15 protein-coding genes are annotated in these 17,760 nt (G+C 55.3%); all 15 read right to left on the bottom strand.

The window, feature by feature from the left end; genetic code table 11:
* Positions 1-344: 344 nt before the first annotated feature.
* Positions 345-2,078, bottom strand: a complete 1,734-nt coding sequence (locus ACTNC3_RS07600; RefSeq protein ID WP_441227010.1) for a putative polysaccharide biosynthesis protein — start codon at positions 2,076-2,078, stop codon at positions 345-347.
* Positions 2,075-2,572 (bottom strand): rRNA maturation RNase YbeY, encoded by a 498-nt coding sequence (gene ybeY, locus ACTNC3_RS07595; RefSeq protein WP_441227009.1) that lies wholly within the window; start codon positions 2,570-2,572, stop codon positions 2,075-2,077. Before ybeY ends, ACTNC3_RS07600 begins: the two co-directional genes overlap by 4 nt.
* 154 nt (positions 2,573-2,726) lie before the next feature.
* Positions 2,727-3,767, bottom strand: coding sequence for a PhoH family protein (locus ACTNC3_RS07590; protein ID WP_441227008.1), 1,041 nt, complete (start codon positions 3,765-3,767; stop codon positions 2,727-2,729).
* A gap of 193 nt (positions 3,768-3,960) precedes the next feature.
* Positions 3,961-4,137 (bottom strand): 30S ribosomal protein S21, encoded by a 177-nt coding sequence (gene rpsU / locus ACTNC3_RS07585; RefSeq protein WP_005539624.1) that lies wholly within the window; start codon positions 4,135-4,137, stop codon positions 3,961-3,963.
* A gap of 109 nt (positions 4,138-4,246) precedes the next feature.
* Positions 4,247-6,931, bottom strand: coding sequence for an alanine--tRNA ligase (gene alaS / locus ACTNC3_RS07580; protein ID WP_410043919.1), 2,685 nt, complete (start codon positions 6,929-6,931; stop codon positions 4,247-4,249).
* A gap of 82 nt (positions 6,932-7,013) precedes the next feature.
* Positions 7,014-7,598, bottom strand: a complete 585-nt coding sequence (locus ACTNC3_RS07575) for a hypothetical protein (RefSeq protein WP_410043920.1) — start codon at positions 7,596-7,598, stop codon at positions 7,014-7,016.
* A 120-nt stretch (positions 7,599-7,718) separates the two neighbouring features.
* Positions 7,719-9,347 carry an MBL fold metallo-hydrolase RNA specificity domain-containing protein gene (locus ACTNC3_RS07570; RefSeq protein ID WP_441227007.1) on the bottom strand — a complete coding sequence of 543 codons (1,629 nt, stop codon included), beginning with the start codon at positions 9,345-9,347 and terminating at the stop codon, positions 7,719-7,721.
* 334 nt (positions 9,348-9,681) lie between these two features.
* Positions 9,682-10,395: an ABC transporter ATP-binding protein gene (locus ACTNC3_RS07565; RefSeq protein WP_441227006.1), complete on the bottom strand. Its 714-nt coding sequence runs from the start codon at positions 10,393-10,395 to the stop codon at positions 9,682-9,684.
* 12 nt (positions 10,396-10,407) lie between these two features.
* Positions 10,408-11,166, bottom strand: a complete 759-nt coding sequence (locus tag ACTNC3_RS07560) for an ABC transporter ATP-binding protein (RefSeq protein ID WP_441227005.1) — start codon at positions 11,164-11,166, stop codon at positions 10,408-10,410.
* Between the two features lie 2 nt (positions 11,167-11,168).
* Positions 11,169-12,236, bottom strand: a complete 1,068-nt coding sequence (locus ACTNC3_RS07555; RefSeq protein ID WP_410043924.1) for a branched-chain amino acid ABC transporter permease — start codon at positions 12,234-12,236, stop codon at positions 11,169-11,171.
* A gap of 33 nt (positions 12,237-12,269) precedes the next feature.
* Positions 12,270-13,151, bottom strand: coding sequence for a branched-chain amino acid ABC transporter permease (locus tag ACTNC3_RS07550; protein ID WP_410043944.1), 882 nt, complete (start codon positions 13,149-13,151; stop codon positions 12,270-12,272).
* Positions 13,152-13,348: 197 nt separating this feature from the next.
* On the bottom strand, positions 13,349-14,536 hold the full coding sequence (locus ACTNC3_RS07545; RefSeq protein WP_441227004.1) for an ABC transporter substrate-binding protein: 1,188 nt from the start codon (positions 14,534-14,536) through the stop codon (positions 13,349-13,351).
* Between the two features lie 202 nt (positions 14,537-14,738).
* On the bottom strand, positions 14,739-15,746 hold the full coding sequence (locus ACTNC3_RS07540) for an NAD(P)H-dependent glycerol-3-phosphate dehydrogenase (protein WP_441227003.1): 1,008 nt from the start codon (positions 15,744-15,746) through the stop codon (positions 14,739-14,741).
* Between the two features lie 24 nt (positions 15,747-15,770).
* Complete coding sequence (locus tag ACTNC3_RS07535) at positions 15,771-16,415, bottom strand: glycerol-3-phosphate acyltransferase (protein ID WP_410043927.1); 645 nt, start codon at positions 16,413-16,415, stop codon at positions 15,771-15,773.
* Entirely contained in the window at positions 16,415-17,749 is a 1,335-nt protein-coding gene (gene der, locus ACTNC3_RS07530) for a ribosome biogenesis GTPase Der (RefSeq protein WP_410043928.1), read from the bottom strand. Before der ends, ACTNC3_RS07535 begins: the two co-directional genes overlap by 1 nt.
* Positions 17,750-17,760: the final 11 nt, after the last annotated feature.

Here is a 17,760-nt window from a genome sequence, read left to right as displayed (position 1 = left end):
AAACTTGAGTGGAAGCCATACATAGACACCGAAAAACGCAATACAATCAAGGCCCCCTGTGGACTGACTGCAGAAGCCATACGAAGAGGTCGTGAAAAATCAAGTCGGGTTCCCTTAGCGGCACTTGGTGTTATCTCTCCTTGGAACCCTCTGCAACGCTGAGTTTTCATAAAGAAAACTCAGTGATTGCAGAGGGCCTAGTGCCGCTTAGGGAGCTCGACTTAGAGTTTTCCGAGCTCGCAGTACTGTGCTTCTGCAGCCAGCCCACAGGGGGCCTTAATAATGTGATTTTTCCGGCCTCGAAGTACTGTGTTTCTACAGGCTGCCCACCGGGGCCTGTTAAATTACGAAACAAAGCGCTTCAGCCGTCCACCCATCGGCATATGATCCAGATCCTCACGCGTAAACGCATGCATCGCCAGTAACATACCGAAGTACAGCACGATCGCCACGATCACCGCCGGCACCACCATCAGCACCGAGCCGATCCGCGAGTACTTCTCTGCCTCCGGCAGCACGATCCGCACCCCGGTTGAAATTGCGAAGGCCACGATGCCCATCACCACACTCGCGATGGCCGGCATCACATAGGTCTTCGCCACACCCTGGCGGAAACGCACGTGCTTCCGGATCGCCAGCTGGTTCAGGAAGCACATCATGAACGCAAAGAGGATGTTTGAGATCACGACCGCATATACGCCCATGCCCGTCATCAGGAGAAGCAGCAGGCAGACCACGTGGAACACGAGGGAAATCAGCGCATTCACCAGCGGCACATTCAGGTGTCCGAGTCCCTGCAGGATCGCATTACTGATGGTACTGAGACTGTAGAACGCGACGGCCAGCGAACCGATCCGTGTCAGCATGATGAGCATCGCGACATGCTTTCCAGGGAACAGCATGCGACAGATCGGATCCGCCAGCGCGCAGAGCCCCACCGTCGACGGAATCGCGATCAGCATCGTGAAGCGGATACTGTAGCGCACACGGGTCACCGTATCGCGCCGGTTATGCTCCGCGACCGCCCGCGTCAGACTCGGGATCAGTGACGATGACAGAGCATTGGCCAGGGCCACTGGAATATTAAAGAGGATGTGGTACTCGCCGAAGATGCCCCACTGCGTGACGATCTCGTCGCCGTGGCCGAGCTTCGCCATCACGTTTCCGAAGATGGCGTCGTCCATGACGGAGGAAATGTTGTAGACCGTCGAGGAAATGAGGATCGGGAGCATCGTGCCGAGCAGCAGGAAGCCGATGGAGGCATAGCTGTCGACCTCACTCGTATCCTCGCGCATATCCCGGCGCATCGCCGGCACCTGGCTGAGGAAGAGGATCACGAAAAACAGCAGCGCCGTCAGCGCACCCGCACCGGTACCGATCGCACCACCCGCGGCACCGAAGGCATAGCTGTACTCCTCACTCTGGTAGAGGACGTTCGCCGTCTCTCCGCGGTGAAACAGGATGCTCGCGGCGAGCACCGAGATGGCAGCATTGACGATCTGCTCGAGAATCTGAGAGATCGCCGTCGGCACCATGTTGCCGCTGCCCTGGAAGTAGCCGCGCAGGATACCGAGGTAGGCCATGAGCCAGACCGTCGGCGCCAGCGCACGCAGCGCGAAGGAGCAGAACGGCTTCTTCAGGAAGACCTCGGCGATGGCATCTGCACCGAACCAGAGGGCACCGCACATCGCGGCACCGGCGATCGTCGCGTAGAAAAAGGCGGCACGAAGCACGCGAGCGGTATTTCGGTACTGCCGGTTCACGAGGTTCGCCGATACGATCTTCGACACCGCGGTCGGCATGGAAAAGCTGCTGAGGATCAGCAGGAGTGTATAGATACTGAAGGCACTGGTGTAGTAGCCGTTTCCTTCATCGCCGATGATTGCCGTGAGCGGCACCCGGTACACCATACCGATGATGCGCACGATGATGCTCGCGATGGCGAGGAGGGAGCCCTGCACGATGAAGTTGTTCCGGCGGTTCTGCCGCTGCTGCTCACCGGCGGTCCGCTGCACGCGCACGCTCTGCGGGTTCACCTGCCGACGCGTCGATGGACGTCTGGATGGTCGTTCATTCATCTGAAGTAGCCCCTTCCTTCCAGAATCTCCTTCTGGCGACGCTCCATCTCGATGCGCTCCTCGTCCTCCATGTGGTCATAGCCGAAGAGGTGCAGCATGCTGTGGGCCACGAGAAAGGCCAGCTCCCGACGCTCCGGATGACCATACTCTACTGCCTGCGACGCGATGCGGTCCTGATTCAGCACGATATCCCCGAGCAGCAGCTCTCCACTGTCGGGATTGAAGATATCGTCATCGTCCTCGTCGATCGCGTCGAAATCGGCCGGGCGCGCCCAGTCGACCATCGGATAGGACAGCACATCCGTCGTCCGGTCGATCCCGCGGGTCTCGCGGTTCAGCTCGTGGATCCCGTCGTCGTCCGTGATCATCACGCTGAGCTCACACTCATACGGACAGTGCTCATACTCGATCGCCGCCGCGATGATGTCCCGGATGATCGCCTCGAAATCGAGATCCAGCTTCTTCTCTGTATCAAAATCGATATTAATCGTCATAGCTTCCTTCCTCTCCCGCCTGACCAGTTCGAGAGCTCTTCTATATTCGGCCAATGCACATCTTATGCACCTGCCCGTGCGCCGTTCGACCAATGCAGATCTTGTGCACCCGCCCGCACACCGTTCGGCCAATGCAGACCTTATGTACCCGCCCTTACTCGCTGCGATGGCGGTTTTCGTTTCGATGCTCGCCGTAGCTTCGCGGACTCTGCATCGCCTGCGCGCGACGCGCACGCTTCGCCTCGTCCTTCTCGTAGGCGTTGACGATGCGCTGTACCAGCGGGTGACGGACGACGTCTGCGCTGGTTAGCTCAATGAAGGAGATGCCCTCCACGCCACGGAGGACGCGCATCGCGTCCTCGAGACCGGACTTCTTGCCCTCCTCGAGGTCCTTCTGCGTGAGGTCACCCGTGACGATGACCTTCGAGCCGAAGCCGATACGGGTAAGGAACATCTTCATCTGCGCCGGTGTCGTATTCTGTGCCTCATCGAGGATGATGTAGGCATTGTCCAGCGTACGTCCACGCATATAGGCGAGTGGTGCGACCTCGATGAGTCCCTTCTCGGCGTTCGCCTGGTACTGCTCGGCACCCATGATACTGTAGAGCGCGTCGTAGACCGGACGCATGTACGGATCCACCTTCGACTGGAGATCACCCGGCAGGAAGCCGAGCTTCTCACCGGCCTCGATCGCCGGACGGGTCAGGATGATGCGCTGCACCTCCTGCTGACGGAAGGCCGTGATGGCCATCGCCATGCCGAGGTAGGTCTTACCGGTACCCGCCGGACCGATGCCGAAGGTGATCATGTTCTCACGGATCGCATCCACGTAGTCCTTCTGACCGAGGGTCTTCGGCTTGACCGGCTTGCCCAGTGCGGTGCGTGCGAGGATGTCCTTGTCGATCTCTACCATGTCGCTGCCCGAGCTCTTCTCGGAGAAGCTGAGGGAGATCGCATAATCTACGTTTTGCTCCGTCAGGTCGTTCCCGCGCTGGCTGAGCTCGAGAAGATTCTTCAGCACGGCTCTCGCCTTTTCGGTATCCCTCTCCTCACCGATGATTTTCAGAACGCCGTTCCGATCGATGATCGTGACATGAAAGCTACGCTCGATTTTCTTCAGGTTGCTGTCGAGAAGCCCGAGAACATTCTGCTCGTGCTCCATCGGGATATCAAAAATTGTTTCTACGCTTGCCAATGGCTTCCTCCTCGCCGCCCTTCGACGGTCTTTCGTGGACTATAATCACACTTCGGGCTACACGCCGCGGACGGCGTGTCTCTGCGCCAGCGTGACCCTATCCCGAATAATAAAATAAAAATACCAAAAAAGATAGCCCTAATTCATCACTGAATCAGGGCTACATGAATCATCTATTAAGAATCATCTATAATTAGTTGAACTTACGCTTTCTGGCCGCCTCAGACTTCTTCTTGCGTCTTACAGATGGCTTCTCGTAATGCTCTCTCTTGCGAATCTCCTGCTGGATGCCTGCCTTCGCGCAGTTTCTCTTGAATCTACGCAGTGCGCTGTCCAGAGACTCGTTCTCTTTTACGATAACATTTGACATGCTGAAACCCAAACCTCCCTTCGGGTGCAAACTTAATATGTAGTATAGCACATAAAATCGCTTCGTCAAGGAAATTCTTCAGATTTTCGTGACAAATCAGCTCAAATCATCACTTGATCTGCGCCTCGACAGCTGCAGAAGCGGCTGCGATCGCCTCATCGATCTTTGCAGCATCCTTACCACCGGCCTGTGCCATGTTCGGACGTCCGCCACCGCCGCCTCCGACGATCGGTGCGATCTGCTTGATGAGGTTACCGGCATGGGCACCGCTCTTCACAGCGCCATCGGTCGCCATGGCAACCATGGACACCTTGCCGTCCTTGTCGGAGATCAGGAGGATCACGCCCTCACCGAGCTTTGTCTTCAGATCATCGCCGAGATTACGAAGCTCGTTCATATCCACGCCGGATACGTGTGCACCGAGGAACTTCACGCCCTTGATCTCGACCACGGAATCCATGACGTTTCCGAGTGCGTTCTGCGCCTCCTTGCTCTTCAGGGCCTCATTCTCGCTGCGAAGCTCCTTCACTTCCTTCTGAAGGGACTGGATGTGTTCCTTCAGGGTCGCCGGCGTCGCCTTCACGAGCTCAGCGGCCGCGATCATCTCATGCTCGAGATTCTCGTAGTACTTACGAACATTGTCCCCGGTCAGTGCCTCGATACGACGCACACCGGCTGCAACACCGGTCTCGGACAGGATCTTGAACTGACCGATCTGCAGGGTGTTCTTCACATGGGTACCACCGCAGAGCTCGGTTGAGAAATCGCCCATGCGAACGACACGCACCTCTGCACCGTACTTCTCGCCGAAGAGCGCCATCGCACCGGACTTCTTCGCCTCCTCGAGGGTCATGACATCGGTACGAACCTCGAGACCCTCCTGGATCTTCTCGTTCACCATGTCCTCGACCTTCTGAAGCTCTTCTCTCGTCATCGCCTGGAAGTGTGAGAAGTCGAAACGGGTTCTGCCTGCATCCTGGAAGGAGCCGGCCTGCTCAACATGGGTACCGAGTACCTCACGCAGTGCCTTCTGAAGAAGGTGGGTCGCGCTGTGGTTACGGCAGGTCGCCATGTGATTCTTCTCGTCGACCTTCAGGGTCACGGTATCGCCGAGCTTCAGCATACCCTTGCGCATCACACCGATGTGGGCGATCTTGTTGCCGCCGACATGCTCCGTGGATGTCACCTCGAACGCGGCCTCGCTGCCGAGCTCGATCACACCGGTATCACCGACCTGGCCACCCATGGTGCCGTAGAACGGGGTCTCCGCCGTGATGATCGCGCCATGCTCGCCATCGGAAAGTGCCTCTACGACGGCATCCTCTGCATCGGCATCGCCTGCTGCGAGGGAAACCATCGCCACGATCTTCGAATCCGCCTCAAGCTTGTCGTAGCCGACGAAGCTGCTTGCGATTGCCGGATCGAGCTCATCATATACGGTCGCTGCGTGGCCGCTGTAATCTGCCATCTTACCGGAAGCGAGACGATCGTTACGTGCCTGCTTCTTCTGGCTGTCCATCGCCTCCTGGAAGGCCGCCTCATCAACGGTGAAGCCCTTCTCCTCGAGGATCTCCTTCGTATTATCGAGCGGGAAGCCATAGGTATCATAAAGCTTGAACGCATCCTCGCCGGAAAGCTCATGCGCACCGCTTGCGGCGAGCTTCGCCTCCATCTCCTCGAGGATCGCCATGCCCTGCTCGTAGGTCTTCTCGAACTTCTCTTCCTCCGCCTTGATAACGCTCAGGATGAAGTCCTTCTTCTCTTCAAGCTCAGGATAACCGTCCTTCGAGGTCTCGATGACACGGCTTGCCAGCGTCGGCAGGAAGGAGCCACCGATGCCGAGCTTACGTCCATGACGTACGGCACGACGGATGATACGACGGAGTACATAGCCACGGCCGTTGTTGGACGGCATGATACCATCGGAGATCATGAAGGTCATCGCACGGGAGTGATCGGTCACGATACGTACCGATACGTCGCTCTCCTCGCAGCCCGGTGCCTCATACTTGACGCCACCGGCGAGCTCGCAGATGAGATCACGAAGATCCTTCAGCGTATCGACGTCGAAGATGGATCCTACATCCTGAACAGCGACGGCGAGACGCTCGAGACCCATACCGGTATCGATGTTCTTCTGCGCGAGGTCACTGTAGTTTCCCTTACCATCATTGTTAAACTGAGAGAATACGACGTTCCAGACTTCCATGTAACGGTCGCCCTCGCCGCCCATAACGTCCTCCGGGCCGTTTCCGTACTTCTCACCACGATCATAGTAGATCTCGGTACATGGTCCGCAAGGTCCGGAGCCGTGCTCCCAGAAGTTGTCTTCCTTGCCGAACTTGTAGATGTGGTCCTCCGGGATATGCATCACATTCTTCCAGATGTCATACGCCTCCTGATCGTCTACATAGACAGACGGATACAGACGGTCCGGATCCAGGCCGACACGCTCGGTCAGAAACTCCCATGCCCATGGAATCGCTTCCTTCTTGAAGTAATCACCGAAAGAGAAGTTTCCGAGCATCTCAAAGAAGGTACCGTGGCGGGCTGTCTTACCAACATTCTCTAGGTCACCGGTACGGATGCACTTCTGGCAGGTGGTGACTCTGCGTCTCGGCGGAATCTCCTGTCCTGTAAACCATGGCTTCATCGGTGCCATACCGGAATTGATAATGAGCAGTGAATTGTCATTATGCGGAACCAGTGAAAAACTGTTGATCCGTAAGCATCCCTTCTCCTCGAAGTAGCTCAGGAACAGCTCACGCAGCTCATTTACGCCTCTGTACTGCATTCTCGTTCTCTCCTTGCTTTGTTTCATATATAAGCCCTTTACGGGCATCTTAGACATTAACTCGTAAAATATAGCACAGCGCTCAGAAACTTGCAAGATAGGAGCGGTAATCCTTCAGGAGGTCGTAGCAGCGTTCGCGTGTGAGGGCGATCTCACGGCTCAGGTAATCGATGTTCTCCATCACGCTGAGCTTATCCTGGTCGAGCTCTTTCATGCACTCGTGGTTCCGCGAGATCAGAAACGCGCTCGCCGAGGCGATGTAGGCGTCCTTTTCGCTCTCTGTCATGTTCGCGGTGATGGCACGGCCGAGCGCCTCGAGCTCCCGGTTCCAGAGCTTCGCGATCGTCGTATAGTCCTCCTTCAGCGCACTCCCCTGCTGTTCGACGGCGGCGATGTCCTCGAGTGCCCGGATCTCGGCGAAGGCAGACTCGAACTGCGCGATCTGGTCGACAGACGCTTCCGCTGCCTCACTTTCCTGCACCGGCGTCGTCTCTGCAACGATCAGCTGCTCCCTCGTTTCGGAGGGAGCAGCTTCCGTCGTCACCATCGACGCATGGCGGATCAGCGCCTGATCAAGATAGATCCGAATCCCCAGGGTGATCGCCGCAAGGATCAGTACCAGAAGTGCAATCCCCCGGAGCATTCGGCTTGAAACATGTTTTCTCATCTGTATATCAGAAGCTCCCCGTATGGAGCTTTACGTCCTTTCTTTCTGACCCGGCCAATGCCTTCGACCCATACGTATATCCCTCCACCTGCAGGAATCACAGGCGGAGGGAACCGGTCATCATCGTATCCACTTATCATACAGGCTGAGCAGCTGGTTTGTAAAGCGTGCGAGGTCCTTATTGGCACCACCATAGTTTGCCTTGACGGCGGCCAACAGCTTCGTGTAGGCGGCCAGCAGGCGATCGTAGGCGGCATCGCTCGTCTTCTTCCGCTTCGAGGAGCCATCCTCCACCAGTACATACGTCGGCTTCTCGATCTTCTTCGGCTCTGCCACGGTCTCCCACTCATTCTTCAGGAGGTTGAAAACCGAACCGGAGTACGGACAGTTCACCGTGTAGTGGAGCTCGTCCTCGATCAGCTTCGAGAGTACCTCCATGCCGTCATCACTGCCATGCACGAGGAAGACACGGTCCGGCGCCTGCTCGTAGGCACGGATCCAGTTCATGAGGCCGAACTGATCCGCATGGCTCGACATATCGGCCATCTGCGCGATCTCCGCCTTTACCGCCACCTCCTCACCGAAGAGCTTCACGTGATCAGCACCATCTATCAGTGCCCGTCCCAGCGTTCCCTCCGCCTGATAGCCGGCGAAGACGATGGTCGACTCCGGACGCCAGAGATTGTACTTGATATGATGGCGGATACGACCGGCATCACACATGCCGGAGGCCGAGATGATCACCTTCGGGGTCTCATCGAAGTTGATGGCCTTCGACTCCTCGAGCGTGATGGCGAGGTTAAGTCCCCGGAAGGAAATCGGGTTGATACCTTTATCAACGATGGCACGCGTCTCATCATCGTAGCACTCATCGAGATTCTGCGAGAAGACATGCGTCGCATCGACCGCCAGTGGACTGTCGACATAGACCGGGAAGTTGTCATGCCCGACGATGAGATGCTCCTGCTTGATCTGGCGGAAAAGATACAGCAGCTCCTGCGTACGGCCCACCGCAAACGCCGGCATCACGACATTGCCGCCCCGATCGAGGGTCCGCTGCGTGATGTTCAGGAGATCCTGCAGATGGTTGACCGTCGTATCATGGAAGCGGGATCCATAGGTCGACTCCATCAGCACATAATCCGCCTCCTTGATGTACTCCGGATCCCGAATCAGCGGCTTATCAAAGTTTCCGATATCACCGGAGAACACGAGCTTCTTCGTAACGCCCTCTTCCGTCAGCCACATCTCGATGGATGCAGAACCGAGCAGATGACCCGCATCGATGAAACGTACACGAACGCCATCCCCGAGCTCGATCATCTCATGATAGTTCACCCCGCGGAAGTGCTGCAGCACATTCGCCGCATCCGTAAGATCATAGATCGGCTCCACCTCCGGCAGACCCGCACGACGTCCCTTCCGGTTCTTCCACTCACACTCCTGCATCTGGATATGCGCTGAGTCCCGCAGCATGATCTCCGACAGTGCCTGCGTCGCCTTCGTCGTCAGCACCGTCCCGTTGAAGCCCTTCTTATAGGCCATCGGGATCATCCCCGCATGATCGATATGCGCATGCGTCAGAAGGATGTAGTCGACCTCCGAATACTTGATCGGCAGCGGCGCATTCTCATAGTAATTTCGCCCCTGCTCCATACCACAGTCCACCAGAATCCTGAGCCCCGCTGCCTCTACATAATGCAGCGACCCCGTCACCTCATGATCCGCACCTATAAAATGAAGCTTCATACAGGCCTCCCTCTCTCAAATGAAAATTAATTTCGCTGTTTTCATTATAGCAGAGTGAATATTTCTTTTCTATGCGCAGATTCAATCAGATGTATGAATTCTGAAGCGGATCATCGCGGCGGACCGGCTCCAGAGGTGCTGGTCGAGGACGTGTAAAATCAAAATATGACCCCTTAGAAACACTTGGTACATTTTCCTTAGCACTCCTTCCAACGACGAGTTTTCATAAAGAAAACTCGTTGATTGGAAGGAGCCTAGTGTTTCTTAGGGGTCATATTTTAGATTTTACCGCCGGAGACCAACAGCCTCTGGAGTCGGCCCGCCGCGATATTGCTTATTCTGACAGGTAGGCCGCCTTGACCTTCGGATCATTCGCAAGATCCTGCGCCCGACCCTCGATCGTGATTTTACCGGTCTCCAGCACATACGCACGATCCGCGATCGCGAGTGCCTTATTCGCATTCTGCTCGACGAGAAGCACCGTCACACCGGTCTCGTGAATCTTCTCGATGATGTTGAAGATCTCGTTTACATAAATCGGGGACAGACCCATGGACGGCTCATCCATGACGATCATCTCCGGATTACTCATCAGCGCACGCCCCATCGCGAGCATCTGCTGCTCACCACCGGAAAGCGTTCCTGCGACCTGATTCTTACGCTCCTCCAGTCTCGGGAAATGCTTATAGACCGTCTCGAGCGACTCTGCGATGCCATCCTTATCCTTCCGGGTATAGGCACCGAGCATCAGGTTCTGATAGACCGAAAGCTGTGCAAATACACGCCGGCCCTCCGGTACATGGGCGAGTCCCGCACCGACCATCTTATGGCCCGGTGTATGCGTGATTTCCTTCCCGTTATAGAATACATGACCGGAACGCGCCGGAATCAGCCCCGTGATGGTCTGCAGCGTCGTCGTCTTGCCGGCACCATTGGCACCGATCAGGGTGACGATCTCGCCCTTATCTACATGGAAGGAAATGCCCTTTAATGCATGGATCACTCCGTAGTATACGTTGAGATCCTGTACATCTAAAATCGTACTCATGTCTTCTCCTCCTTAATCTCCGAGATATGCCTTGATGACTTCCGGATCATGCAGTACATCGGCGGTCTTACCCTGCTTCAGTACCTGACCGAAATTGAGGACGGTCAGACGGTCACAGATACCGGATACCAGCTTCATATCATGCTCGATCAGAAGGATCGTCATATCGAACTCATCCCGTACGAGACGGATGGTACGCATCAGCTCCTCGGTCTCACTCGGGTTCATACCGGCAGCCGGCTCATCCAGCAGGAGGAGCTTCGGCTCGGTTGCGAGCGCGCGGGCGATCTCGAGCTTACGCTGCTGACCATACGGGAGGTTGGAGGCCTTATAGTCCACAAAGTCCTGAAGGTCGAATACCTTGAGAATCTCCAGTGCCTTCGCATCCATCTCCTTCTCAAGCTTACGGTACTTCGGTGTTCTCAGAATACCGTCCAGCGTAGAATAGGTGTAATGGTTATGCAGTCCGGCCTTTACATTGTCCAGCACGGACATGTTGTGGAAGAGACGGATGTTCTGGAAGGTACGTGCGATGCCCTTCTTGTTGATCTCCTCACAGCTGAGACCCGTGATGTTGTCTCCGTCGAGAAGGATCTGACCACTGGTCGGCTTATATACACCGGTCAGAAGGTTAAATACGGTCGTCTTTCCGGCACCGTTCGGGCCGATCAGACCGTAAAGCTCATTCTTTTCGATCTGCACATGGAAATTATCAACTGCCTTCAGACCACCGAAGGAGATGCCCAGTGCTTCAATGTCTAACATAGCCATGCTTACGTCGTCTCCTTTCCTTCGTCACTCTTCTTACTGAAACGGGCCATGATCTGCTGGCGAAGCGCGATCAGGGATGGTGCCGAGGTAAACAGCATCATGAGAATCAGGACGATCGCATACATGAGCATACGATAGTCGTTGAGTCCGCGCAGAACCTCTGGCAGGAGCGTCAGGATGACCGCCGCGATGACGGAGCCACGGACATTACCGATGCCACCCATGACGACGAAAACGAGGATCATGATGGACTGGTTGTAGCCGAAGTTCTTCGGCAGCGCCTGGAGCGAGCTCAGGTTGTGTGCATACAGTACGCCGGCTGCACCCGCGATCGCTGCAGAGATGGTGAAGGCCATCAGCTTATAGCGGGTAACATTGAGCCCGATCGACTCGGCGGCGATACGATTATCACGGATGGCCATGATGGCACGTCCGGTTCTCGAGTTGATGAGGTTGAGTACCACGAAAAGTGCGACCAGCAGAAGGATCACGCCGATCGTGAAGGTCGCCTGCTTCGGGGTACCGGTGATGCCCTGCGCACCCTTGATGATGACGGTGCCGCCATCCATACCGAGAGAAAGCGAATCCTTCAGCGAGAAGTGCGCGCCGTGATCGTCGATACCGAAGTACAGTGCGTTGATGATGTTCTTGATGATCTCACTGAACGCGAGGGTGACAATCGCGAGGTAGTCGCCCTTCAAACGAAGGACCGGGATACCGATCAGGAAACCGAAGACAGCCGCAGCCGCTGCACCGATCAGAATCGCGATGATGAAACGAAGAAGCGGTGGCATCGCACTGCTCTTCATCAGCATCGTCCAGGTCGCGGAGGCGAAGGCACCGACGCACATGAAGCCGGCATGGCCGAGCGACAGCTCACCGGAGATACCGACCACGAGGTTCAGGCTCACCGCCATGATGCTGTAGATCGTGAGCGGAACGAGCAGTCCCTTGATAAGGGAGCTGACCTGTCCGGCATTCAGGAAGATCTCGACGATGATATACGCGAGAATCACCATACCGTAGGTGATCATATTAGAGCGGAAGGTCTTAGCCTTCGCTGTAGACATTGACATAGATGTAGTTTTCATTTTCATGCCGACTCACACTTTCTCCATGATCTTCTTACCGAGGATACCCGTCGGCTTCACCAGAAGAACGATGATCAGTACTGAAAATACGATGGCGTCACTCAGCTTCGAGGAGATGTACGCCTTCGACAGATTCTCAAGCACACCGAGGATGATCCCGCCGATGAACGCGCCCGGGATGGAGCCAATGCCTCCAAGCACGGCCGCAACGAAGGCCTTGATGCCCGGCATGGCACCGGTGGTTGGCGTCAGCGTCGGGTACGCAGAGCACATCAGGATACCGCCGATCGCCGCCAGTGCAGAACCGATGGCGAAGGTCATCGAGATGGTCTTATTGACATCGACACCCATGAGGGTCGCCGCGCCCTTATCCTCCGAAACCGCCAGCATCGCCTGCCCGGCCTTCGTCTTGTTGATGAAGGTCACCAGTCCGCCGACGATGATCAGACAGCACAGGATCGTCACGATGGTCTCACCAGAAATCGTCAGTGCACCACCGGCGAGCTTGACCGGCTTGATCGGGACAAAGGAGGTAAAGCTCTTCGGATTCGCACCGAACAGGAGCAGCGCCACATTCTGAAGAAGATACGATACACCGATCGCGGTGATCAGAACGTTCAGAGAGTTGGCCTGACGGAGTGGCTTATACGCGACCTTCTCGATGACGACGCCCAGCAGGGTGCAGATCACCATCGACAGGAGGGTCGACACCAGGATCGGCAGCCCCAGCTGGTTCAATGCAATAAACGCTGCGTAACCACCGACCATGAGGATATCACCATGGGCGAAGTTGAGCATCTTTGCGATTCCATATACCATCGTGTAGCCCAGGGCGATGATCGCGTAGATCGAGCCTAAACTGACACCACTCAGCAAGTAGGAAATGAAACTCATCATCTCTAAACACCTCTTTGAAAATTTATGGGGTCTGACCCCCTTACAAATTCCTTACGGAACCTTCATCATTTCGTAATGGGGTCAGACCCCATAAACTGAATTCAATAAAGGGTTGCTTGTAGCAAGCAACCCTTTATGCTCTTTCATCATGCAGAAAAAGAAGATTTTCTCATGATGCTTCATCACTTTTCCGATCAGTCGGCAGAAGTATAGGCACCATCCTTGACGATGACCGCCTTCGGCTCCTTATCGACATCACCGTTCTCGCTCCATGTCATGCCGGTACCGGTGAGACCGTCATACTTGAGTGACTTCATCTGCTCTTCCATCGCTGTACCAAGATCAGATACAGACATGTTCGGAGTCAGATTACCAGCCTCGAGGGCAGCCTTCATGATGTATGCTGCATCATACGCATCCGCTGCGAACTGAATCGGTGTATCACCGAACTTATCCTTATAAGCTGTTACGAAGCTTGCGGTCTTCTCATCGGTCGCATCCGCTGCGAACGGGGTCAGAAGCATGAGGCCCTCCGCGAGAGACTTGTCGAAGTTCTCCACATCGAGGATACCATCCATACCATCACAGCCGAAGAAGGTCGGCTTGTAGCCCATGGTGTTTGCCTGTGTCAGAACGAGTGCTGCCTCTGTGTAGTAGAACGGAAGGAATACGAGCTCTGCACCTGCGCTCTGCATCTTCTGAAGCTGCGTAGAGAAATCTGTCTTCGAATCCGCCGTGAACTGCTCATCCGCTACGATCTCAAGACCCTGATTGCCGGCCTCGGTAACGAAGGAATCGTGAATACCGGAGGAGTAAACATCCGAAGAATCATAGATGATACCGATCTTGGTTGCCAGCTTGTGTGTTCCGATATACTCTGCGGACTTGGCACCCTGTGCAGGATCCGAGAAGCATACACGGTATGCATTCGGTGCTGCGGTACAGTCAACTGCAGAACCTGACGGAGTCAGAAGGAACATATTATCATTCTGTGCCTCAGAGGCAACCGCGATGGTCGGTGCGGAAGTGGTCGGTCCGATCAGCATCTGCATGCCCCAGTCCTTGAGGGAGTTGTATGCGTTGATGGCCTTCTCCTGATCATGCTCATCATCTGCCGTCTTATACTCTACCTGGTAGCCATTGATACCGCCGGCTGCATTGATCTCATCGATCGCAACCTGAGCACCATTGATGACAGCCTTACCATAGATAGCTGCACCACCAGTCAGCGGTCCCTGGGCACCGATCTTCCATGTAAGATCGGAAGAAGCTGCTGTATCACCAGCTGCGGCTGTCGTCGCCTCCGGCGTAGATGAAGAACCACAGGCTGCTAAAGACGCAACCATCGAAGCTGCAAGTACTGCACTTAATACCTTTTTCATAATTTTTCTCCTCTCAGTTTTCTAAAATACAAGCTTTCTGAAAACTTTTCATCATTATAAAGTTCGTAGTTATGGAAGTCAACAACTTTTATAACATTTTTTCACATTTACAGCTCATATTATAACGTTAGAGAATATGTATTATAATATATTTTTCTCAGAACAACACAGGGCCCCGGAGGGGCCCTGCGTGAATTTAAGATTATTTATCAAACGGAACGTTCACGTTCTCGATGGTCCGGTCGCGGAGCATCAGATCACGGACCGCTTCCCTGGCCGACTTGCCTTCGAAGAGAATCTGATTGATGCCCTCGACGATCGGCATCGAAACCTCATACTTCGCCGCGAGTGCACGTGCCGCCTTCGCCGCATACACACCCTCGACCGTCTGACCGACCTCCTGCATCGCCTCCTCGTAGCTTCTGCCCTCGCCCATCAGGATACCGGCACGGCGGTTCCGGCTGTGCATGGACGCACAGGTCACGATCAGATCACCGATACCGCTCAGGCCGTTGAAGGTCTCCATGCGGCAGCCCATCTTCACGCCGAGCCGCTCGATCTCCGCGATACCGCGTGTGATCAGCGCTGCCTTCGTGTTGTCTCCATAGCCGAGACCGTCCGCCATACCGGCCGCCAGCGCGATGACGTTCTTCGTCGCGCCGCCGATCTCGATGCCCTTGATATCCGGGTTGATGTAGACACGGAAGCAGTCGCACATGAACGCGTTCTGTACGAAAAGCGCTGTCTTCTCGGTATGCGCACCAGTCACGATCGTCGTCGGAATGAAACGCGATACCTCCTCGGCATGGCTCGGTCCGGACAGAACCGCGACATCTGCCTGCGGGATTTCCTCTTCGATGATATCCGACATCGTATAGAGTGTACCCTCTTCGATGCCCTTCGCCACGGATACGATGACCTGACCCTCGCCGACATACGGCTTCATCTCATGCGCCGTCGCACGCACGAAGATGGACGGCACCGCCAGCACGACGAGCTCCTGATCCTTCAGTGCAGCCTCCAGATCGGAGCTGAAGCACATGCTCTCCGGAATCACGGCACCCGGCAGATTCTTATGACGGTGGGTCTCCTGAAGCGCATCCACCTCCTGCTGAAACTTCGACCAGATGGTCACCTTATGTCCGTTATGGGCGAGCAGAATGCCGAGGGCCGTACCCCAGGTACCTGCGCCGATGATTGATGCTTTCATAAAATCTCCTCAATTTAAAGCAGATTACTTCTTAAAGTGGAACTTCGACTCCGTACCATTCTTCAGCCGCACGATATTTGAGCGGTGCTGCCATACCCCGAGCGCTGCGATCAGGAAAAACACGACGAGTACGATCGGGTAGATCGCCATAGACATCGGAAGAAGGCCGAAGTATCCGAAGATGGCAGTCAGGATAAACAGCAGGGATACGCCGCAGATCGAGCCGACGCTCACATAGCCGGTGGCCTTCGCGATCACCAAGAACAGCGCAAACAGTACGATGGCCATCCGCCAGTCGAAGGCGATGATAAGCGCACCCGTACAGGCGATTCCCTTTCCACCGTGCAGCATCGGAAGTGCCGGAAAATCATGTCCGAGGATCGAACCGAAGCCCGCAAAGACGGTGATGAGGGTGCCCTCATCGATCGTCGCCGGTTTGTAGATCATGTGCATCATGAGGATCGGAACGATGGTCTTCGCGATATCCAGCAGCAGCACGGTCGCTCCTGCTTTCTTTCCGAGCGTCCGGCTGATGTTCGTCGAGCCCGGATTACCGGAGCCCTGCTTATAGATATCGATGCCCTGAGACTTCGCATACAGATAGCCATTCGGTATGTTACCGAAGATATATCCCACGACCAGGGAAATGATCATATGCTGTATATTCATCACTCATCCTCTCCGGCCTGGCGCTCACGGATCAGGAACTTCAGTGGTGTTCCCGGGAAGCCGAAGGCCTCACGAATCTGATTCTCGATGTATCTCGTATACGAGAAGTGCATCAGCTGCTGGTCATTCACGAAGATCACGAAGGTAGGCGGCTCGACCGCGGTCTGCGTCATGTAGAACAGCTTGAGACGCTTGCCCTTATCACTTGGCGGCTGCTTCATCGCCGTCGCTCTCGTCATGATGTCGTTGAGCACACCCGTACGGATACGAAGTGTCTGGCTCTCCCGTACCTGATTGACGAGATCGAAGATCTTATTCAGACGCTGTCCGGTCTCGGCCGAGATGAAGAGGTACTGCGCATACGGCATGTAGGAGAACTTCTCCATCAGCTTCGTCTGGAATTCCTTCATCGTCTTATCATTTTTATCCGGCACCGCATCCCACTTGTTCACGCAGATGATGACGCCCTTTCCGGACTCATGCGCGATCCCGGCGATGCGTGCATCGCCCTCCGTGATTCCCTGGGTCGCGTCGATCAGCACGAGACAGATATCCGCGCGATCCACAGCCGCGACGGTACGGATGACAGAGTAACGCTCGATATCATCGTCGATCTTTCCCTTCCGGCGAAGACCCGCCGTATCGATGAAGGTATATTCCTTTCCGTTATGCACGATCTTCGTATCGATCGCGTCACGGGTTGTGCCGGCAATGTTGGAGACGATCACGCGGTTCTGACCCAGCAGCTTATTGATGACGGAGCTCTTTCCGACATTCGGCTTACCGATGAGGGCGACCTTCACCGAATCATCCTCGTCTACTTCTGCTGTCTCGACCGGGAAGTGCTTGATTACCTCATCGAGCATGTCACCGACACCGAGCTGGTTTACCGAGGATACGCCGAACGGATCGCCGAGTCCCAGATTATAGAACTCATAGATATCATTTCCGAACTTCTGGAAGCTGTCGACCTTATTGACACAGAGAACGACCGGCTTTCCGGACTTCCGGAGCATATTCGCCACCTCATAGTCTGCATCGACGAGACCGGTACGTACATCCACGACGAAAATGATGACATCCGCCGTGTCGATCGCAAGCTGTGCCTGCGCACGCATCTGGGACAGGATGATATCCTGGGAATCCGGCTCGATACCACCCGTATCGATCAGTGTAAACTTGTTATTCAGCCACTCCGCATCCGCATAGATACGGTCACGGGTCACACCCGGCGTATCCTTCACGATGGAGATCTGCTTCCCTGCAATCAGGTTGAACAGCGTAGACTTACCTACGTTTGGACGGCCCACCACCGCCACCATCACTTTTCTCATATCTTCACCTT

The organism is Oribacterium sp. HCP3S3_B9, assembly GCF_052064255.1.
Classification (GTDB): Bacteria; Bacillota; Clostridia; order Lachnospirales; family Lachnospiraceae; genus Oribacterium.
The sequence above is the reverse complement of the archived record's forward strand: the minus strand, read 5'-3'. Positions and strand labels throughout refer to the sequence as shown.